Raw genomic sequence first — 20,409 nt, forward strand, 5'->3', positions numbered from 1 at the left:
AGGCGCTCGCAAGGCAAAAGGAACCCGGTAGGAGCGAGCTCTGCTCGCGAACCCTGCGCGAGGCAAACAGCTTCGCGAGCAGAGCTCGCTCCTACGGAAGGGTCAGGCGTCCAGCAGTTCTTCGGCAGTGGCGACGATGTTGTCGACGGTGAAGCCGAAGTGCTCGAACAGGGCCGGAGCCGGGGCCGACTCGCCGAAGCTGGTCATGCCGATGATGCGACCTTCCAGGCCGACGTACTTGTACCAGTAGTCGGCGTGCGAGGCCTCGATGGCGATGCGCGCACCGACCTGCAGCGGCAGCACGTCCTGCTTGTAGGCCGCGTCCTGCTGGTCGAACACGCTGGTGGACGGCATCGACACCACGCGCACCTTGCGCCCGGCGGCGGTCAGTTTGTCGTACGCGGCCACGGCCAGACCGACTTCCGAACCGGTGGCGATCAGGATCAGCTCCGGCTCGCCAGCGCTGTCCTTGAGCACGTAACCGCCACGTTCAATATCACTAAGCTGCTGGGCATCACGTGGCTGGTGCGGCAGGTTCTGGCGGCTGAATACCAGGGCACTCGGGCCGTCGGCGCGCTCGATGGCGTATTTCCAGGCCACGGCGGACTCCACGGCATCGGCCGGGCGCCAGGTGTCGAGGTTCGGCGTGCCACGCAGGCTGGCCAGTTGCTCGATCGGCTGGTGGGTCGGGCCGTCTTCGCCGAGGCCGATGGAGTCGTGGGTGAACACGTACAGCACACGCTGCTTCATCAGCGCGGACATGCGCACGGCGTTGCGCGCGTATTCCATGAAGATCAGGAAGGTCGCGCCGTACGGCACGAAGCCGCCGTGCAGGGCGATGCCGTTCATGATCGCGCTCATGCCGAACTCGCGCACGCCGTAGAACATGTAGTTGCCGGACGCGTCTTCAGCGGATACGCCCTTGCAGCCCTTCCACAGGGTCAGGTTGGAGCCGGCCAGGTCGGCCGAACCGCCAAGGAACTCCGGCAGCAGCGGACCGAAGGCATTCAGCGCGTTCTGGCTGGCCTTACGGCTGGCGATGGTCTCGCCCTTCTCGGCGACGTCCTTGATATAGGCAGCGGCCTTCTCGGCGAAATCGGCCGGCAGCTCACCGGCAATACGGCGCTTGAACTCGGCAGCCAGCTCGGGATGGGCAGCGGCGTAAGCGGCGAACTTTTCGTTCCAGGCGGCTTCGGCGGCAGCGCCGGCTTCCTTGGCGTCCCACTCGGCGTAGATCTCGGCGGGGATTTCGAACGGGCCATGGTTCCAGCCCAGGGCAGCACGGGTCAGGGCGATCTCGTCGTTGCCCAGCGGCGCACCGTGGCACTCTTCCTTGCCCTGCTTGTTCGGCGAACCAAAACCGATGGTGGTCTTGCAGCAGATCAGGGTCGGCTGGTCCACGCTCTTGCGCGCGGTGTCGATGGCCATCTTGATCTCTTCGGCGTCGTGGCCGTCGACATTGCGAATCACCTGCCAGCCGTAGGCTTCGAAGCGCTTGGGCGTGTCGTCGGTGAACCAGCCCTCGACCTCGCCGTCGATGGAGATGCCGTTGTCGTCGTAGAAGGCGATCAGCTTGCCCAGGCCAAGGGTGCCGGCCAGCGAGCAGACTTCATGGCTGATGCCTTCCATCATGCAGCCGTCACCGAGGAACACATAGGTGTTGTGGTCGACGATGGTGTGGCCTTCGCGGTTGAACTGCGCGCCCAGCACCTTCTCGGCGATGGCGAAACCGACGGCGTTGGCGATGCCCTGGCCGAGCGGGCCGGTGGTGGTCTCGACACCTGGGGTGTAGCCGTATTCCGGGTGGCCCGGGGTCTTGCTGTGCAGCTGACGGAAGTTCTTCAGGTCGTCGATGGACAGGTCGTAGCCGGTCAGGTGCAGCAGCGAATAGATCAGCATCGAACCATGGCCGTTGGACAGCACGAAGCGGTCACGGTCGGCGAAGTTCGGGTTCTGCGGGTTGTGCTTGAGGTAGTCGCGCCACAGCACTTCGGCGATGTCCGCCATGCCCATGGGGGCACCGGGGTGGCCGCTGTTGGCTTTCTGCACGGCATCCATGCTCAGGGCACGAATGGCATTGGCTCGCTCACGACGGCTGGGCATCGCTGAAATCTCCTACGGGGCTGCTTCTGAATGAAGGGGGCGAAAACGACGCCTATTTTCGCCCAGCCAGCCCCCATGGGGCAATGACAGATGGTCGTAGAGAGCAAATCAGCCCGCCTGCTCGCTCAGAACGCTCACCGCCGGGCTGCCCGGCCCACCCAGACACGGCGCCTGAAACAACTCACCATGCCAGACGCCGGCGAGCGTACGGCTGAACACCAACGTCCAGACCGCCGCCAGTTGCACCGCCAGCAGCAGACCGATGAAGGCGAAGAAGCTCAGCCCGGTCACCGCCTGCAGCTCGAAGGTGGCCAGGGCGAACACCCCCAGCGGAAAGATGAACCCCCACCAGCCGAGGTTGAACGGCATGTTGTCGCGGATGTAGTGACGGGTGAACAGCGTGGCGATCACCAGCCACCACAAGCCCGCGCCCCACAGCGCCAGGCCGCCGATCAGACCGAGATCCCGCGCCAGCTCGGCGGCGCCCACCAGCGGCGTACCGGCAAAGGCCAGCGGCGCCGCCTGCCCCATGCTCAGCAACCCCAGGCAACCGGTGGCCAGCGGCCCCAGTGGTAGCCAGCTGGTGGCGGCAAAATCGGTATCCGGCAGTTTGTGCAGGGCCAGGCGCAGCAGCACCAGCGTGATCAGCGAAAACGCCAGCGACAGCGACAATCCCCAGAGCACGAAGCCGGCCACCAATAACTGTTGCGCCGCCTCGGCCGCCAGATGCGGCGCCAGCGCGCCTGCCGTGCTGGCGGCGACCTCCGGTGCAACGATAGGTAGCAGCCACACCGCGGTGAGTTTTTCCAGTGCATGGTGCTGGCGGGTGAACATCAGATAGGGCACCAGCAACGCGCCAAGCAGCGCCAGCGCTGCATCCAGCCACCACAGCGCATGGGCCAGCGCGTAAATCCCCTCGCCCCAGCGCGGCACGCCGAACAGCAGCAAGCCCTTGATCAGCACCGCCAGGCCCATGGGAATGGCGCCGAGGAACATCGACTGCACCGGATGCAGCAACATCGGCCAGATGGTTTCGCGAAACAGCGCCAGGCGCAGCAGAAATAGCAGGCTGAACAGCGCGAACAGACCGACTGCGACAAACCACAGCCCCTCGGCAAGCATCGACAATCCCGGCAAAGGCCAGGGCAGATGAGCGATCACCAACGCCAGCACACCGGTGCCCATGGTCACAGCGAACCAGTTGGGAGTGAAATGGCGAATGAAAGCCAGGGGCTCGGGTAAACGGCTGAAGGGGCGCGGCATGAGTCGGGTGGTCCCGTGACATGAGTGATGGCGCAAGGGTAAGAATTGGCTTGCCATATGAAAAATACATATTCAGCATTCGATACATACCTTTCATTTATGCATCAACCATGAACCTGCACCATCTCAAGGTCTTTCTGGCCGTGGCAGACGCTGGCAGCATCAGCGCCGGCGCCGAGCGCCTGCACATCAGCCAGCCTGCCGTAACGCGGGAGATTCGCGACCTCGAAGCCAGCCTCGACCTGCGCCTGTTCGATCGCCAGCCACGCGGCGTGCAACTGACCGAAGGAGGTCTGCGTCTGCACGACTATGCGCGGCGCATCTTCGCCCTGGAGCGCGCCGCCGAACGCGACCTGCGTGACTTCGCCCAACTGGAGCAGGGCGAGCTGCATCTGGGCGCCAGCGCCACGCTCGGCGCCTACCTGCTGCCGCCCCTGCTCACCCGTTTTCGCGCCCTGCATCCACAGATATTCGTCAGCCTGGAAGTCAGCAACACCGACGTCGTGACCCGGCAACTGGACGAGGGCCGCATCAGCCTGGGCTTCGTCGAAGGCCCGTTCGTCCAGGCCGACTACGCACATCACCTGCTGGCGCGCGACGCCCTGCTTCCGGTGGCATCGCCGCTGCACCCGCTGGCCAGGGCCGAGCGCCTTGAGGCTCGCGACCTGCAGGCGTACCCGCTGTATATGCGCGAACCCGGATCCGGCGCTCGCGCCAGTATCGAGCAGGCCTATCGCGACCACGAACTGGAGCCACAGGCCGGCATGGCCATCGGCAGCACCGAAGCGCTCAAGCGCCTGCTCGCCGACGGCCAAGGCATCGCCTGGCTGTCGCAGCGGGTGGTCGAACGTGAACTGGCCAGCGGCGAACTGCAGCGCTTGGCGGTGCAGGACCTGCAGATCGAGCGTGAACTGCATGTGCTATGGCGACTCGGCACCAGCCTGAGCCCGGCCCCCGCCGCTTTTCTGCAACTGAGCCAGGCGCCAGGCTAGCCTCAATACCAATATCAAAACTTTTTGATATTGGTATTGCTGTATGAAAAATGACCGACTAGACTGCGCCCCCATGACCCTGCGCGCACCCCAGTTGGATTTCGACCCCTGCGACGAGCTCGCCGCCCTGTGCAAGGCCGGCGGCGATCCGCTGCGCCTGAACGTGCTGCGCACTCTGAGCAACGATTCGTTCGGCGTGCTGGAACTGGCGCAGATCTTCGCCATCGGCCAGTCGGGCATGAGCCATCACCTCAAGGTCCTGGCCCAGGCCGGCCTGGTGGCCACCCGCCGCGAAGGCAACGCGATCTTCTACCGCCGTGCGCTACCGGGCGGCCGCCTGCATGCGGCGCTGCTGGAAGAGATCGACGCACTGCCGCTGGCGGGCGAGGTGCAGGCGCGCATCGCCGCCGTGCACCAGCAACGCGCCACCATCAGCCGCGACTTCTTCGCGCGCATGGCCACCAGCTTCCAGGCCCAGCAGGATCTGATCGCCGGTTTGCCGCAGTACCGCGACAGCCTGCTGGCGCTGCTCGACGCCCTGCATTTCGCGCCGGACGCCACGGCGCTGGAAATCGGGCCTGGCGATGGTGCCTTCCTGCCCGAGCTGGCGCGTCGTTTCGCCCAGGTCACGGCGCTGGACAACAGCCCGGCGATGCTCGAACTGGCGCGCCAGCGCTGCGCCGCCGAGGGCCTGGACAACGTCGAGCTGAAACTGGCCGATGCGCTACAGGATGAAGAGCAGCCTGCCGACTGCGTGGTACTGAACATGGTACTGCACCACTTCGCCACGCCGGCCGAGGCCTTTCGCAAACTGGCCGCCCTGGTCGCACCCGGCGGCAGCCTGCTGCTCAGCGAGCTGTGCAGCCACGACCAGAGCTGGGCACGCGAAGCCTGCGGCGATCTATGGCTCGGCTTCGAACAGGAAGACCTGGCGCGCTGGGCGACGGCCGCCGGCCTGACGCCCGGCGAAAGCCTCTACATAGGCCTGAAAAACGGCTTTCAGATTCAATTACGGCACTTTGCCAAACCCGATGCGCACAGCGCCTTCAGCCTCCGGCAAGAAAGGAACCGATAGATGAGCGAGTATTCCCTGTTTACCTCCGAGTCCGTGTCCGAAGGGCATCCGGACAAGATCGCCGACCAGATCTCCGATGCGGTGCTCGACGCCATCATCACCCAGGACAAGCACGCCCGCGTGGCCGTGGAAACCCTGGTCAAGACCGGTGTGGCCATCGTCGCCGGCGAAGTGACCACCAGCGCCTGGGTCGACCTGGAGCAGATCGTCCGCGACGTGATCTGCGATATCGGCTACACCAGCAGCGACGTCGGCTTCGACGGCGCCACCTGCGGCGTGCTCAACATCATTGGCAAGCAGTCCCCGGACATCAACCAGGGCGTCGACCGCGCCAAGCCGGAAGATCAGGGCGCTGGCGACCAGGGCCTGATGTTCGGCTACGCCAGCAACGAAACCGACGTGCTGATGCCGGCACCGATCTGCTTCTCGCACCGCCTGGTCGAGCGTCAGGCCGAAGCGCGCAAGTCTGGTCTGCTGCCGTGGCTGCGCCCGGATGCCAAGTCCCAGGTCACCTGCCGCTACGAGAACGGCAAGGTCGCGGCCATCGACGCGGTCGTGCTGTCCACCCAGCACAACCCGGAAGTGAAATACGACGACCTGCGCGACGGCGTGATGGAGCTGATCGTCAAGCACGTGCTGCCGGCCGAACTGCTGCACAAGGACACCCAGTTCCACATCAACCCGACCGGCCAGTTCATCATCGGCGGCCCGGTGGGCGACTGCGGCCTGACCGGGCGCAAGATCATCGTCGACTCCTACGGCGGCATGGCCCGTCACGGCGGCGGCGCGTTCTCCGGCAAGGACCCATCCAAGGTCGACCGCAGCGCCGCCTACGCCGGCCGCTACGTGGCCAAGAACATCGTCGCCGCCGGCCTGGCCGAGCGCTGCGAGATCCAGGTGTCCTACGCTATCGGCGTGGCCCAGCCGACCTCCATCTCGATCAATACCTTCGGCACCCACAAGATCGCCGAAGACAAGATCATCAAACTGGTGCGTGACGTGTTCGACCTGCGCCCCTACGCCATCACCAAGATGCTCGACCTGCTGCACCCGATGTACCAGGACACCGCTGCCTACGGCCACTTCGGCCGCACGCCGCAGTCCAAGACCGTCGGCGAAGACAGCTTCACCACCTTCACCTGGGAACGCACCGACAAGGCTGCCGACCTGCGCGCCGCCGCAGGCCTGTAAGGCTCAGCGACGACAAGAGAAGCCCTGCCCTGCCAGACTGTGTGAAAACCTAGCAGTCTGAGAGCAAGCTGAAGACAATGCCTCCATCATTCGATGGGGGCATTGTCGTTTATGGGCTACATCCAGGGCGAAGGTCGTCAGCAAAGCAGCCTGTTTCCTCCCACATTGGAGGAGCTGGTGCCGGAGGATCACCTGGTACGGGTGATCGAGGCCTATGTCGCCCGCCTGGATTTGCAGGCTCTGGGTTTCAGCAAGGCCGAACCACTCAAGACTGGACGTCCTGGCTATGATCCAGCGGATCTACTCAAGCTTTATCAGTACGGTTACTTCCAGCGCATCCGCTCCTCCCGGCGCCTGGAAGCCGAGTGCCAACGCAATGTCGAGGTGATGTGGCTGCTGGGCCGATTGGCACCGGATTTCAAGACCATTGCTGATTTTCGCAAGGACAACAGCGCTGCTTTTCAGGCGACCTGCCGCACATTCGTCCAGTTCTGTCGCCAGGTGGGGCTGATCAGCGGGCAACTCGTGGCCATCGATGGCAGCAAGTTTCAGGCGGTAGCGTCGCAACGCAAGCATCTGAGCCTGACGAAGCTCAAGCGCCAACAAGCCAAGCTGGAGGCGCAGATAAGCCGTTATCTGGCCTAACTGGACGAGGCTGACCGCAGTGAGGCCGCTGAAGTGGTTGATCGCAGTGCGGTCAAGGCTGCGCTGCAGCAGCTGGAGAGCCAACATGCCGATAACCTGACAGCCCAGGCGTTGATGGAGGTACAGGGGCTGGAGCAGTTCGTCATGGGTGAGAGCGAGGCGCGCATGATGCGTACCCACCAGGGGGCTCGCGTGGCTTATAACGTGCAAAACGCGGTGGATGGCGAGCATGGGCTGATCGTGCATCATGCTGTCACTCAGGACGGCAGCGATAACCAACAACTGGAGCCTATGGCCAAGGCTGCCCAGGCGATCCTGGCGCAGGAAGAGCTGACGGTTACAGCCGATGCGGGCTACTCCAATGGTGAGCAGTTTCAAGCGTGTGATGATGCTGGGATTACGGCCTATGTGCCGGAGAATCGGGGCATAAATAACAAGGGCGACGACACGCCGCTATTCGATCGCAGCGCCTTCAGCTACGACGTAGAAAACGACCAGTACCAATGCCCTGCAGGCCAATGGTTACCGCTCAAGCAGGTAAACGGCCTACAGCGCATTTATGCTTTACGCGGCGACTGCACGGCTTGTCCATTGAAATCACGCTGCACCAAGGCTAAACGTCGACACGTGACTCGGCATGTCCATGAGGCCGCATTCGAGCGCATGCATCAGCGGATGCAGGTGCATCCAGAGATGATGGTCAGGCGCCGCTCCATCGTCGAACATCCCTTTGGCAACCTGAAGCAATGGATTTTGGGTAATGGTCGCTTCCTGCTCCGACAACTGCAGGGCGCTCGGACGGAAATGGCCCTGGCAGTCAACGCCTACAACCTGAAGCGTGCCATCAATGTGATGGGTGCCCGTCGGTTGATCGAACTGTTGGGGTAAATCCCGCTTTCCATTTCCAAGCATCAAAAACACCAACGCCCCAAACCAGTCGGGGCGTTGGATTTTTCTGGCGTCAGTGCGTTTTCACACGCTCTGCCTGCGCAGGGCTTTTTCTATGCTGGAGTAGGTGAAAGCACCCTTCACCCGACAGGCGTCGCGAAATCGTCTAGGCTGAGAATTCAATCCCAAGCACGGACGCTTGCCATGACACGCTGGATCGCGCTGCTCCTTTTTCCATTGACCGCACAGGCAGCCCCCTGCCCCGACTGGCCGGCCAACCGCGCCAAGAGCGAACTCTCTGTCCTTAGCCAGCAGATCGCCGAGTGGGATGATGCCTACCACAATCATGGTCGCTCGCTGATCGCCGATGAACTTTACGATCAAGCCCGTGAGCGCCTGCAATCCTGGCATCAGTGCTTCCCGAACGCGCTCGTTGACCTGCCGGAACCGTTGGCCGGCAGTACGGGCAAGCTCGCTCACCCCGTGGCACAAACCGGCCTGCGCAAGCTGAACGATGCGGCGGTAGCCGAATGGGTCGCCAGCCGCGACAGCCTGTGGATTCAGCCCAAGGTCGATGGTGTCGCAGTTACTCTGGTCTACCAGGGCGGCATCCTGAAACAAGCCATCAGCCGCGGCGATGGACGCCATGGACAGGACTGGACAGCGCGCGCCAGACAGCTACCAGCCATTCCCAAGCACCTGAAACAGCCATTAGATGCCGTGCTGCAAGGCGAGCTTTACTGGCGCCTGGACGACCATGTTCAGAGCCGCGACGGTGGCGCCGGAGCACGCGGCAAGGTGGCAGGCTTGATGGCGCGACAGTCACTCGATGAGCAGGAAACCAACGCCATTGGCCTGTTCGTCTGGGACTGGCCGAACGGCCCTGAGAACATGCCCGAGCGCCTGAAAGCCCTGCAAAATCTAGGCTTCAGCGACAGCCTGCATTACACCCAGCCACTCAATAGCACGGCGGATGCCCGCGGCTGGCGCCAGCACTGGCTTAATGCGCCGCTATCGTTCGCCAGCGACGGTGTGGTCATACGCCAAGGCATACGACCCCCAGGAGAGCGCTGGCAGGCCGAAGCGCCACACTGGGCGATTGCCTGGAAATACCCCGCCAGCCAGGCTCTGGCAGTGGTGCAGGCGGTGGATTTCAATATCGGCCGCACCGGACGTATCACGCCCATCCTGCGCTTGCAGCCGGTCGACCTTGACGAGCGGCGTATCAGCCGGGTCGCTCTCGGCTCGCTGCAAACCTGGGAGAAGCTGGACATACGCCCCGGCGATCAGGTGGCGATACGCCTGGCTGGCCTGACCATTCCGCGACTCGACCAGGTGATCTGGCGCAGCCAGGAGCGCGCAGCGGTGCAGGCACCTGACCCTAATCGATACCACGCCATGAGTTGCTGGCGACTCAGCGACGAGTGCCAGCAACAGTTCCAGGCACGCCTGAACTGGCTCGCCGGCAAACAGGGGCTGAACCTGCCCGGCGTAGGACCAGGCACCTGGAGCACGTTATTGGCGGGGCAGAAACTGCATGGCCTGCTCGATTGGCTGGAATTCGACAGCGAACACCTGCAGCAACTGCCAGGTATCGGCCAACGGCGCGCCTCGCAGTTGCAGCAGGCCTTCGCCCAGGCCCAGCGGCGCTCACTGCAGCAATGGCTGCAGGCCCTCGGCGCACCACCTGGCATCCAGCTAGGCGTGGAGGATGACTGGGCCACGCTACTGGGTCGCAGCCACGCCGACTGGATGAAGCAACCCGGCGTGAGCCAAAAGAGCGCTGAGCGTCTGTTGGCGTTCTTCAGCCACCCCGAGGTTCAGCGCCTGGGCGCGCAACTGCAGGAGGCCGGCACCGTCGGTTTCCTGCCGCAGGAAAATTCACCGCGCGGTTGACCCGGGTCAGCAGATGACTCACTCGAGTCGAACCTCGCGCGGCAACCAGGGTCACTTCGAAGTAGACCTACACGAGGACAGACCATGATTCGTCAAACCGCCTTGCTCGGCCTGTTGCTGGCCGCCAATCTCAATGCCACGCCCATCCTCGCTGCAGACGGCGACGGTGGCTGTGCGGCCAAGCGCCAGGTCATCGAAGAAAAGATCGAGGCCGCGCGCAAGAACGGCAACACGCAGCAACTGGATGGATTGCAAAGGGCGCTGGGCAATGTGGAAATGAATTGCGACGACGCCACCCTGCACAGTGATCGCCTGGCCAGCGTCAAGGAGGCCCGTGAGGAAGTGCAAGAGCGTGAGATGGATCTGCGCGAAGCCATGGGCAAGGGCGATCAGGAAAAGATCGCCAAGCGTCAGGCCAAGTTGGCCGAGGCGCGCGCCGAACTGGAGCAGGCCGAGGCCGAAGCGCGCGCCGATCAGTAAGCGCGAAACGCCTTGTGGCAGGCCTCGCAACTGTCCTCGATGGCCTGCACTGCCGGCTCCAGCTCGGAGCGGCGTAGCGGCGGCGCGGTCGTCACCTGCACCAGTGCGGCGGTGGCCTGCTCCAGACCACGCGCCATCTTCTGGAATTGCTCCTGGCGCTGCCAGACCTCGGGATTGGCCTTGCTGCGCTCGTCGTCACGTACCTGTGGAAAGTGCTGCCAGGGCTCGTGCGACAGACGCTCGAGCTTGGCTGCGCCGCTGATGAATGCGGCTTCGTCGTAGGGAATACGATTGCGCAACATCCCACCGAGGTCTTCGCTGACCTTGAGCATCTCCTTGAACGCGGCTTGGCGCTTGCCCAACGGCGAGTTGGGGTCGACCCCACCACAAGCAGCCAGGGTCAGGCAGATGCAGGTGAGCAGCAGGAGTTTCTTCAAGGTCATCGACACGACTTCCAGGCGACAAGGGGCCGACAGTATCGCGGCTCACCCCGGCCGGGCCAAGCGACCTCTTGTCACAACGGATGCCTTTCCTGCCCGGCAGTCAGCCAGTGTTCAGCTAGCGGACACCACGAACAACGCCGCGATCAGCCCCATCCCGGCGAACCACACCAGCGAGCGAACAGGGCCCCAGTCGGCCAGGTAGCAGATGAAATACAGCACACGGCTGACGATGAACGCCATGGCCAACTGGTCGAGCAGCGCTTGCTCGGCGCCACCGGCCTGGTGCGCGATGATCACTGCGGCGGCGAACGCCGGAGTCACCTCGAAGCCATTGAGCTGGGCGTTGTTGGCGCGCTTGCGCCAGCCCTCCAGGGTACTCAGGAACGCGCGCGGATCCTGATTGGCGCGCGGTCCGTAGCCGGGGCCAAGGAACTTGGCGGTGGCGGTGCCCAGGTAGGGCAGAAAGATGGCGATCAGTACGCACCAGTAGGCGAGGGTCATGGTGTGGCTTCACTCGAAAGGTCGGGAAGCCAAGCCTGAGCGAGCGCCCAGTTATCGTCCATGGCCGCACCCGCCAATGATGCCGGTACTTTGGCCAAGCCCGCAGCCATCCGCGCCAGCGGCGCTCAGTCCGTGAAGCGATCTCTGGCGTAGGTGATCGCGCTCTTGCCATGCGGCTGCGGCTGACCGTCCTCGCCCAGATTGACGAACACCAGCTTGTCGATGGTCAGGATGCTCTTGCGGGTCACCTTGTTGCGCACTTCGCAGCGCAGGGTGATGGAGGTGCGGCCAAACTCGGTAGCAGTGATGCCCAGCTCGATGATGTCGCTCTGCCGCGCCGAACTGACGAAGTTGATCTCGGAAATGAATTTGGTCACCACGCGCTGATTGTCGAGCTGGACAATGGCGTAGATCGCTGCTTCTTCATCGATCCATTTCAGCAGGCTGCCGCCGAACAGAGTGCCGTTGGGGTTGAGATCCTCGGGCTTGATCCACTTGCGAGTATGGAAATTCATGCAGTGTCCTCCGTACCAGATTGGGCGCCCATAATGCACCCGCAGCGCTGCGCTTGTCGTTGCATCGCTGGCTATGACGATCATAGCCAGGCAAATGCGACGGAAAGCCTTGGGCTGCGCCGCGCACACGGCTATAATTTGCCGGTTTCACGCAACCGGCACCGCTCCGGTTGTGCCCGCCACCTGTCCGAGGGGCGCTGCAGCAGGGCAACCTGTCAGGCTCGGATGGGGCGTTAACCATACGCATCAACGGCGCCCATTCGCAGACAACGAATGGAGTGCTATTGCATGTCTTTCAATGATTTCAAAGTCGCCGACATTTCCCTGGCCGATTGGGGCCGCAAAGAGCTGATCATCGCCGAGTCCGAGATGCCGGCACTGATGGGCCTGCGCCGCAAGTACGCCGCCAGCCAACCGCTGAAAGGCGCGAAAATCCTCGGCTGCATCCACATGACCATCCAGACCGGCGTACTGATCGAGACGCTCACCGCCCTGGGCGCCGAAGTACGCTGGTCCTCCTGCAACATCTTCTCCACCCAGGATCAGGCCGCTGCCGCCATCGCCGCTGCCGGTATCCCGGTGTTCGCCTGGAAGGGCGAGACCGAAGAAGAGTACGAGTGGTGCATCGAGCAAACCATCCTCAAGGACGGCAAGCCGTGGGATGCCAACATGGTGCTCGACGACGGCGGTGACCTGACCGAGATCCTGCACAAGAAATACCCGCAGATGCTCGAGCGCATCCACGGCATCACCGAAGAGACCACCACCGGCGTGCACCGTCTGCTCGACATGCTCAAGGCCGGCACCCTGAAAGTCCCGGCGATCAACGTCAACGACGCGGTCACCAAGAGCAAGAACGACAACAAGTACGGCTGCCGCCACAGCCTCAACGACGCGATCAAGCGCGGCACCGACCACCTGCTATCGGGCAAGCAGGCGCTGGTCATCGGCTACGGTGACGTGGGCAAGGGCTCGGCGCAGTCGCTGCGTCAGGAAGGCATGATCGTCAAGGTTTCCGAGATCGACCCGATCTGCGCCATGCAGGCCTGCATGGACGGCTTCGAGCTGGTTTCGCCGTACAAGAACGGCATCAACGACGGCACCGAGGCCAGCGTCGACGCTGCTCTGCTGGGCAAGATCGACCTGATCGTCACCACCACCGGCAACGTCAACGTCTGCGACGCCGGTATGCTCAAGGCCCTGAAGAAGCGCGCCGTGGTGTGCAACATCGGCCACTTCGACAACGAGATCGACACCGCCTTTATGCGCAAGAACTGGGCGTGGGAAGAGGTCAAGCCGCAGGTGCACAAGATCCACCGCACCGGTGCCGGCAGCTTCGATCCGACTAACGACGACTACCTGATCCTGCTGGCCGAAGGCCGTCTGGTGAACCTGGGCAACGCCACTGGCCACCCGAGCCGGATCATGGACGGCTCGTTCGCCAACCAGGTGCTGGCGCAGATCTTCCTGTTCGAGCAGAAGTTCGCCGACCTCTCCGCCGAGAAGAAGGCCGAGCGCCTGACCGTCGAAGTGCTGCCGAAGAAGCTCGACGAAGAAGTGGCGCTGGAAATGGTCAAGGGCTTCGGCGGCGTGGTCACCCAGTTGACCAAGCAGCAGGCCGAGTACATCGGCGTGACCGTGGAAGGCCCGTTCAAGCCGGACGCTTACCGCTACTAATGCGTAGGGTGGGTAAGCCCCTGGCTTATCCACCGCCGACTTCCCGCAAGGTGGATGGAAAAACGCCATCCACCCTACGTCTCCAAGGCTAGAAACCCTATGAGCCAAGAACGCCGCTACAGCTTCGAGTTCTTCCCCACCAAGACCGAAGCCGGGCATGAAAAACTGATGGATGTGGCGCGCCAGCTGGCGACCTACAACCCCGATTTCTTCTCCTGCACTTACGGCGCCGGCGGTTCGACCCGCGACCGCACCCTCAACACCGTGCTGCAGCTCGATGGCGAGATCAAGGTGCCCACCGCCCCGCACCTGTCCTGCGTCGGTGACAGCAAGGCCGAACTGCGCGAGCTGCTGAACCTGTACAAGAATGCCGGCATCAAGCGCATCGTTGCCCTGCGTGGTGACCTGCCATCCGGCATGGGCATGGCCAGCGGCGAGCTGCGCTACGCCAATGAACTGGTCGAGTTCATTCGCACTGAAACCGGTGACCACTTCCATATCGAAATCGCCGCCTACCCGGAGATGCATCCGCAAGCGCGCAACTTCGAGGACGACATCGCCAACTTCGTGCGCAAGGCCAAGGCCGGCGCAGACAGCGCCATCACCCAATACTTCTTCAACGCCGACAGCTACTTCTACTTCGTCGAGCGCGTGCAGAAACTGGGCGTGGACATTCCGGTGGTGCCGGGCATCATGCCGATCACCAACTACAGCAAGCTGGCGCGCTTCTCCGACGCCTGCGGTGCGGAAATCCCACGCTGGGTACGCAAGCAACTGGAAGCCTACGGCGACGACGCCGACAGCATTCGCGCCTTCGGCGAACAGGTCATCACCGAGATGTGCGAGCGCCTGCTGCAAGACGGCGCGCCCGGCCTGCACTTCTACAGCATGAACCTGGCCGGTCCCAGCCTGGCCATCTGGAACAATCTCAAGCTGTCGCGTTAGCAGACCGCTTACTCACAGGCTGCCCACCCTGGGGCAGCCTGCTCGCTTCGCCCTCCCGCCTTGCCGCAGAAGGATCGCCCCTCATGCTCAAACGCACCAAGATCAACGCCTCAGTCAGCCCCAAGGGCAGCCTGGAAACCCTCTCGCAGCGCGAAGTGCAGCAACTGCGCGAAACCGGCTCCGGTAGCGTTTATCACCTGTTCCGCCAGTGCGCATTGGCGATCCTCAACACCGGCTCGCACAGCGACAACGCCAAGACCATCCTCGAGGCCTACCCGGACTTCGAAGTGAAGATTCACCAGCAGGATCGCGGCATCCGCCTGGAGCTGATCAACGCGCCGGCCGACGCCTTCGTCGATGGCGAGATGATCACCAGCACCCACGAGATGCTGTTCAGCGCCCTGCGCGACATCGTCTACACGCAGAGCGAGCTGGAGAACAAGCGCATTGACCTGGACAGCTCCGAAGGCATCACCGATTACGTTTTCCACCTGCTGCGCAACGCCCAGACCCTGCGCAGTGGCGTGGAGCCGAAGATAGTGGTGTGCTGGGGCGGCCACTCGATCAGCACCGAGGAATACAAGTACACCAAGAAGGTCGGCCACGAGCTCGGCCTGCGCGGCCTGGACATCTGCACCGGCTGCGGCCCGGGCGTGATGAAGGGGCCGATGAAGGGTGCCACCATCAGCCACGCCAAGCAGCGCAACCTCAAGGGCCGCTACCTGGGCCTGACCGAACCCGGCATCATCGCTGCCGAAGCGCCGAATCCGATCGTCAACGAGCTGGTGATCCTGCCGGACATCGAGAAGCGCCTGGAAGCCTTCGTCCGCGTCGGCCACGGCATCATCATCTTCCCCGGCGGCGCCGGCACTGCCGAGGAGTTCCTCTACCTGCTGGGTATCCTCATCCACCCGGACAACCAGGACCTGCCCTTCCCGGTCATCCTTACCGGCCCGAAGAGCGCCGAACCGTATCTGCAGCAGTTGCATGATTTCATCGGAGCGACCCTCGGTGAGGCCGCCCAGCAGCGCTACCGCATGATCGTCAACGCCCCGGCCAAAGTTGCCCGCGAGATGGCCGCCGGCATCAAGGCCGTGCGCCAGTTCCGCCGCGAGCGCAACGACGCCTTCCACTTCAACTGGCTGCTGAAGATCGACGAGAGCTTCCAGCACCCGTTCGAGCCGACCCATGAAGCCATGGCCGGCCTCAACCTCACCCGCGAGCAGCCATTGCATCAGTTGGCCGCCAACCTGCGTCGGGCCTTTTCCGGCATCGTCGCCGGCAACGTCAAGGAGAACGGCATCCGCCTGATCGAGGAGCACGGCCCCTACGAGATTCGCGGTGAAACCACCATCATGCGCCCGCTGGATCGCCTGCTGCAGGCCTTCGTCGAGCAGCACCGCATGAAGCTGCCGGGCGGCAGTGCCTATGAGCCCTGCTATCGGATAGTCGACTGAAGCTGCGCAAGACGCACTTTCACGGCACCCGCAAAATCGCTAACCTGGCACCATGCCATTATTCCAGCGCCAGATTATCGCCACGCTTTTACTGTGCTGTTGCGCCTTCGCCGCCCGCGGCGAAACGCTGCGCCTGGTCACAGATGCCTGGGCACCCTACGTCTACGAGGAAGACGGCCAGGCCGCTGGTCTCGACTACGAGCTCACCCGCGAGGTACTGCAGCGCCTTGGGGTAAAGCTGGACCTGCAGTTCCTGCCGTGGAAGCGCTGCCTGCTGGAGCTGGAACAAGGCAATGCAGACGGCATACTGGATATTTTCCACCTGCCCGAGCGCGAAGCGAGCATGCTCTTCGTCGAAGAGCCGCTGAGCGACGTCGAACTGGTACTGTTCTACGCACGTAACCGCCCCTACCCCTATGACAGCCTGGAAGACCTGCGCGACCTGGTGATCGGCATCTCGCCAGGCTACTGGTACAACGACGAAACCTTCCGCAATTCGCCCTTGTTCAGTCGCGAAGTGGCTCCGACTCACGAGGCCAATCTGGGCAAGCTGATCCGCCACCGCGTCGACCTGGTCATCAATGACCGTCGCGCCGGCCTCTACCTGACCACCCAGATGGGCTTGCAACAGCAGGTCGACTACAACCGCAAGGCGGTCGGCCACGACCGTCTATACCTCGCGCTGCGTCACGACCCTGCCCTGGCTAGCCTGGCCAGGGACTTCGCTGACGAACTGCGCCGCTTCAAGCGCGAACCAGCCTATGCCCAGCTGCAGCGGCGCTACGCCAACCCCGATCGACTCAGGCCGTGAACCAACCGACAGGCTGGTAGCTGCGCAAGGCCTCAGCTCTGTTATACTCGAGGCTTCCCGCCAGGCTTGCGCCCGGATGCTGGTGCTCTAAAGCCAGCAGTACCGGACGGGATCACGCCCCCCACGTGTGATTCAAGCCAGGCTCTACACCCCCAGGGCCACGCCCTCACTTAGTACAGGATTGCTCATGTCCTTTGCCTCCCTCGGTCTCTCCGAGGCTCTAGTCCGTGCGGTCGAGTCCGCCGGCTACACCCAGCCCACTCCGGTGCAACAGCGGGCCATTCCCGCCGTGTTGCAAGGTCGCGATCTGATGGTGGCGGCTCAGACGGGTACTGGTAAGACGGGCGGTTTCGCCCTGCCCATTCTCGAGCGCCTGTTCCCGGACGGTCACCCGGATCGCGAACAGCGCCACGGCCCGAAACAACCGCGCGTACTGGTGCTGACACCGACCCGCGAGCTGGCCGCCCAGGTGCATGACAGCTTCAAGCTGTATGCCCGTGACCTGAAATTCGTCAGCGCCTGCATCTTCGGCGGCGTTGGCATGAACCCGCAGGTTCAGGCGCTGGCCAAGGGCGTCGATGTGCTCGTCGCCTGCCCCGGACGCCTTCTCGACCTGGCCAACCAGAAAGCCATCGACCTGTCGCATGTGGAAATTCTCGTGCTCGATGAAGCCGACCGCATGCTCGACATGGGCTTCATCCACGACGTCAAGAAGGTGCTGGCCAAGCTGCCAGCCAAACGCCAGAACCTGCTGTTCTCGGCCACCTTCTCCAAGGACATCACCGACCTCGCCGGCAAGTTGCTGCACAACCCCGAGCGCATCGAGGTGACGCCGCCGAACACTACGGTCGAGCGTATCGAACAACGCGTCTTCCGCCTGGCCGCCAGCCACAAGCGCGCCCTGCTCGCTCACCTGATCACCCAGGGCGCCTGGGAACAGGTGCTGGTATTCACCCGCACCAAGCACGGCGCCAACCGCCTCGCCGAATACCTCGAGAAACACGGCCTGCCGGCTGCCGCGATTCACGGTAACAAAAGCCAGAACGCCCGCACCAAGGCGCTGGCCGACTTCAAGGCGAACAAGGTGCGCATCCTGGTGGCCACCGATATCGCCGCCCGCGGCCTGGATATCGACCAACTGCCGCACGTGGTCAACTTCGAGCTACCCAACGTCGAGGAAGACTACGTTCACCGTATCGGCCGCACCGGTCGTGCCGGCCGTAGCGGCGAAGCCATCTCGCTGGTGGCGCCGGACGAAGAGAAGCTGCTCAAGAGCATCGAGCGCATGACCAAGCAGAAGATCCCCGATGGCGATCTGCTGGGATTCGATGCCAGCACCGTGGAAGCGGAACGTCCGGAAGTGCGCGAACCACGTCAGCCGCGCAATGCCGGGCCGAAAAAGGCCAAAGCCGAAGGCGCCGACAAGCCCCAGCGCGAGCGCAACAACGGTGGTCGTCGAGACAAGGGCAAGGACAGCGGCAAGGAGCAGAAAGCCAAGCCGCAGCAGCAGGGTCAGGGTCAGGGTCAGGGTCAGGGTCAGGGTCAGGGTCAGGGTCAGAATCGCCGTGGTCAGCAACCGCGCAACCAGAGCCGTGGCGCCGCCCCGGCCATTCCACCCTTGCCTCCGGATCGTGATCCGGAAGAGTTCCTCGACGACGAGATCGACAATTTCGGCAACCGTGCCGACTATGTGCCGGTACAGAACAAGCCGCAAGGCCGTGGTCGCCGCCCAGGCGCTGCCGCTGCGGACAATGGCGCCGCTCAGGGTCAGAGCCAGAAAGCCAAGAGCAGCAACCGGCAGCCGCGCAGCAATGCCGCCGGCACCCCGGCCACGCCAGGCAAGAATCGTCGCCAGGGTGGCCAGGGCCGCACTGGCGGTGGCCGTGGCCGACCGGCGCATGATGGTCGCATTACCTCGCTGGACCGCGACGAGCTGCCCCGCACCGAAGCAGCCGTGCGCAACCCGCGCGAAAAGCAGCCGATCATCATGCACAAGGGCTCGCGCCTGGATCGCTTCCCCAGCGCCGAGCAACTTGACGAGCTGAGCAACAGCACCCGCCCGCGTGGCGAGAAGCCGGCACTGCTGACGCGTAACCGCGAAGAGTAAGCTGCCGCGCCAACGAAAACGCCACCCCATGGGGTGGCGTTTTCGTTATTGCCGCAGGCTGAACATGCGGGCACATCCGGTGGCCGCTAGCGGCCGCTCTCCTTACTTGCGGATGCCTTCGATCGAGATGATCAGCTCGACACTTTCCGAAGCCGGGCCGAGATCCATGGAAATGTCGAAGTCTTTCAGCTTCAGGGTGGTAGTGCCTTCGAAGCCGGCACGGTAGCCGCCCCATGGGTCCTTGCCTTCGCCGATGAACTTGGCCGCGATCACCACCGGCTTGGTCACGCCATTGAGAGTCAGGTTACCGGTGACGTCAGCGGTGCCTTCGCCAGTGGATTTGACCGAAGTGGACTCGAAGGTCGCGGTGTCGTGCTTGCTGACGTTGAGGAAGTCGGCACTGCGGATGTGCTTGTCACGCTCGGCGTGGTTGGTGTCGACGCTGGCGGTCTTCAGGGTCACGTTGACCTTGCTCGCCTCGGGGTTGGCGGCATCGAAGCTGAACGTGCCGTCGAAGTCCTTGAAGGTGCCGTACAGCCAGCTGTAACCCAGGTGGCTGATCTTGAAGTTGACGAAGGCATGCTGGCCTTGCTTGTCGATGGCGTAGTCGGCCGCCATGGCCTGGCCGCCGATCAGCGCGGAACCCAGAACCAGTGCAGCGAGGGCATTCTTCAACATGGGTGTTCTCCTTGCGAGGTTGTCGATCTAGATGGGCCTTGGCCCGGTTATGAAATGCGTCAGCGCCCGAACATCCGCAGCAGGGTGCTATCGCGGTCGATGAAATGGTGTTTGAGTGCGGCCAGGCCATGCAAGACGGCGAAGATCACCAGTCCCCAGGCCAGGTATTCGTGGATGGCGCCGGCGATGTCTTCCTGCTGCGGGATACCGGTCAGGGTTGCCGGCACACTGAACAGCCCGAATACGTCGATGCCACGGCCATCGGCGGTCGAGATCAGATAGCCGGAGATCATCACGCCGAACAGGCCGAGATAGAGCACGCCATGCCCCAACCTGGACGCCAGGCGGGTGAACTGGCCGTGGCTGGCCAGCGCAGCCGGCGCCGGATTGAGCAAACGCCACAGCACCCGCAGCAGCATGACGGCAAACAGCAGGATGCCAATGCTCTTGTGCAGATCCGGTGCGCTCTGCCGCCACGGATCGTAATAGCTGAGCCCCACCATCCAGAAGCCAAGGCCAAACAGGCCGAATACGGCCAGTGCGACCAGCCAGTGCAGCAGCACGCTGACCAGACCATAACGAGCAGAGGTGTTGCGCCATTGCATGGGGGCTTTCCTAATCCAGATTCCGAGCAAGACTAACGGCAAATATATCGATTTAAAGCGGAAAATTTCGCTATGAAATATCGAGAAATGCGATGTTTCATTTCGACTTCCTTGCGCTGACCAGTTTAGTTCAACGC

The 20,409-nt window shown here is 63.3% G+C and carries 17 protein-coding genes, 1 pseudogene and 1 riboswitch; of the genes and pseudogenes, 11 read left to right on the forward strand and 7 right to left on the reverse strand.

Features of this window, described 5'->3' with window-relative positions; translation table 11 throughout:
- Nucleotides 1-102 precede the first annotated feature (102 nt).
- Nucleotides 103-2,103: a transketolase gene (gene tkt / locus N5J71_RS06160; RefSeq protein ID WP_279916527.1), complete on the reverse strand. Its 2,001-nt coding sequence runs from the start codon at nt 2,101-2,103 to the stop codon at nt 103-105.
- Nucleotides 2,104-2,211: 108 nt separating this feature from the next.
- Nucleotides 2,212-3,366: a TDT family transporter gene (locus tag N5J71_RS06165; protein ID WP_279916528.1), complete on the reverse strand. Its 1,155-nt coding sequence runs from the start codon at nt 3,364-3,366 to the stop codon at nt 2,212-2,214.
- Between the two features lie 110 nt (nt 3,367-3,476).
- Between N5J71_RS06165 and N5J71_RS06170 the strand changes: the two genes are divergently transcribed.
- From N5J71_RS06170 to N5J71_RS06195, 6 genes and pseudogenes are all read left to right on the forward strand, one after another.
- Nucleotides 3,477-4,358, forward strand: a complete 882-nt coding sequence (locus N5J71_RS06170) for a LysR family transcriptional regulator (protein ID WP_084341281.1) — start codon at nt 3,477-3,479, stop codon at nt 4,356-4,358.
- Between the two features lie 73 nt (nt 4,359-4,431).
- Entirely contained in the window at nt 4,432-5,433 is a 1,002-nt protein-coding gene (locus tag N5J71_RS06175) for an ArsR/SmtB family transcription factor (protein ID WP_074855204.1), read from the forward strand.
- Entirely contained in the window at nt 5,434-6,624 is a 1,191-nt protein-coding gene (gene metK, locus N5J71_RS06180; protein ID WP_279916529.1) for a methionine adenosyltransferase, read from the forward strand.
- Nucleotides 6,625-6,735: 111 nt separating this feature from the next.
- Nucleotides 6,736-8,157, forward strand: a pseudogene (locus N5J71_RS06185) (IS1182 family transposase).
- A 204-nt stretch (nt 8,158-8,361) separates the two neighbouring features.
- Nucleotides 8,362-10,053, forward strand: coding sequence for an NAD-dependent DNA ligase LigB (ligB, locus tag N5J71_RS06190; protein ID WP_279916530.1), 1,692 nt, complete (start codon nt 8,362-8,364; stop codon nt 10,051-10,053).
- Nucleotides 10,054-10,137: 84 nt separating this feature from the next.
- Complete coding sequence (locus N5J71_RS06195) at nt 10,138-10,533, forward strand: DUF1090 domain-containing protein (RefSeq protein WP_003458839.1); 396 nt, start codon at nt 10,138-10,140, stop codon at nt 10,531-10,533.
- On the opposite strand, the gene N5J71_RS06200 is transcribed toward N5J71_RS06195, so the two are convergent.
- The 3 genes from N5J71_RS06200 to N5J71_RS06210 form a co-directional block, all read right to left on the reverse strand.
- Nucleotides 10,527-10,976 carry a c-type cytochrome gene (locus N5J71_RS06200; protein ID WP_003458838.1) on the reverse strand — a complete coding sequence of 150 codons (450 nt, stop codon included), beginning with the start codon at nt 10,974-10,976 and terminating at the stop codon, nt 10,527-10,529. The two genes, N5J71_RS06195 and N5J71_RS06200, sit on opposite strands and share 7 nt — an antisense overlap.
- Before the next feature lie 111 nt (nt 10,977-11,087).
- Nucleotides 11,088-11,477: an MAPEG family protein gene (locus N5J71_RS06205; RefSeq protein WP_279916531.1), complete on the reverse strand. Its 390-nt coding sequence runs from the start codon at nt 11,475-11,477 to the stop codon at nt 11,088-11,090.
- 125 nt (nt 11,478-11,602) lie between these two features.
- Complete coding sequence (locus N5J71_RS06210) at nt 11,603-11,992, reverse strand: acyl-CoA thioesterase (protein WP_099522878.1); 390 nt, start codon at nt 11,990-11,992, stop codon at nt 11,603-11,605.
- Between the two features lie 183 nt (nt 11,993-12,175).
- Nucleotides 12,176-12,257: riboswitch (S-adenosyl-L-homocysteine riboswitch) on the forward strand.
- 23 nt (nt 12,258-12,280) lie between these two features.
- On the opposite strand from N5J71_RS06210, the gene ahcY reads away from it, so the two are divergent.
- The 5 genes from ahcY to rhlE2 all read left to right on the forward strand — a co-directional run bounded on the left by ahcY (nt 12,281) and on the right by rhlE2 (nt 18,989).
- A complete protein-coding gene (gene ahcY, locus N5J71_RS06215; RefSeq protein WP_084340981.1) occupies nt 12,281-13,669 on the forward strand; it encodes an adenosylhomocysteinase in 1,389 nt (462 codons plus the stop codon).
- Nucleotides 13,670-13,768: 99 nt separating this feature from the next.
- The gene (gene metF, locus N5J71_RS06220) at nt 13,769-14,614 is read left to right on the forward strand and encodes a methylenetetrahydrofolate reductase [NAD(P)H] (RefSeq protein ID WP_039964265.1); all 846 of its coding nucleotides are present in this window, start codon (nt 13,769-13,771) and stop codon (nt 14,612-14,614) included.
- Between the two features lie 83 nt (nt 14,615-14,697).
- The gene (gene ppnN / locus N5J71_RS06225; RefSeq protein ID WP_279916532.1) at nt 14,698-16,071 is read left to right on the forward strand and encodes a nucleotide 5'-monophosphate nucleosidase PpnN; all 1,374 of its coding nucleotides are present in this window, start codon (nt 14,698-14,700) and stop codon (nt 16,069-16,071) included.
- Between the two features lie 52 nt (nt 16,072-16,123).
- On the forward strand, nt 16,124-16,882 hold the full coding sequence (locus N5J71_RS06230) for a substrate-binding periplasmic protein (RefSeq protein WP_279916533.1): 759 nt from the start codon (nt 16,124-16,126) through the stop codon (nt 16,880-16,882).
- Between the two features lie 187 nt (nt 16,883-17,069).
- Nucleotides 17,070-18,989, forward strand: coding sequence for an RNA helicase RhlE2 (gene rhlE2, locus N5J71_RS06235; protein ID WP_279916534.1), 1,920 nt, complete (start codon nt 17,070-17,072; stop codon nt 18,987-18,989).
- A gap of 102 nt (nt 18,990-19,091) precedes the next feature.
- Here the strand turns inward: rhlE2 and N5J71_RS06240 are convergent, their stop codons facing one another.
- Together N5J71_RS06240 and N5J71_RS06245 are read right to left on the reverse strand one after the other, a co-directional pair.
- Nucleotides 19,092-19,667 (reverse strand): YceI family protein, encoded by a 576-nt coding sequence (locus N5J71_RS06240; RefSeq protein WP_279916535.1) that lies wholly within the window; start codon nt 19,665-19,667, stop codon nt 19,092-19,094.
- Nucleotides 19,668-19,726: 59 nt separating this feature from the next.
- A complete protein-coding gene (locus N5J71_RS06245; protein ID WP_279916536.1) occupies nt 19,727-20,272 on the reverse strand; it encodes a cytochrome b in 546 nt (181 codons plus the stop codon).
- Nucleotides 20,273-20,409: the final 137 nt, after the last annotated feature.

The organism is Ectopseudomonas oleovorans, assembly GCF_029845265.1.
Classification (GTDB): Bacteria; Pseudomonadota; Gammaproteobacteria; order Pseudomonadales; family Pseudomonadaceae; genus Aquipseudomonas; species Aquipseudomonas oleovorans.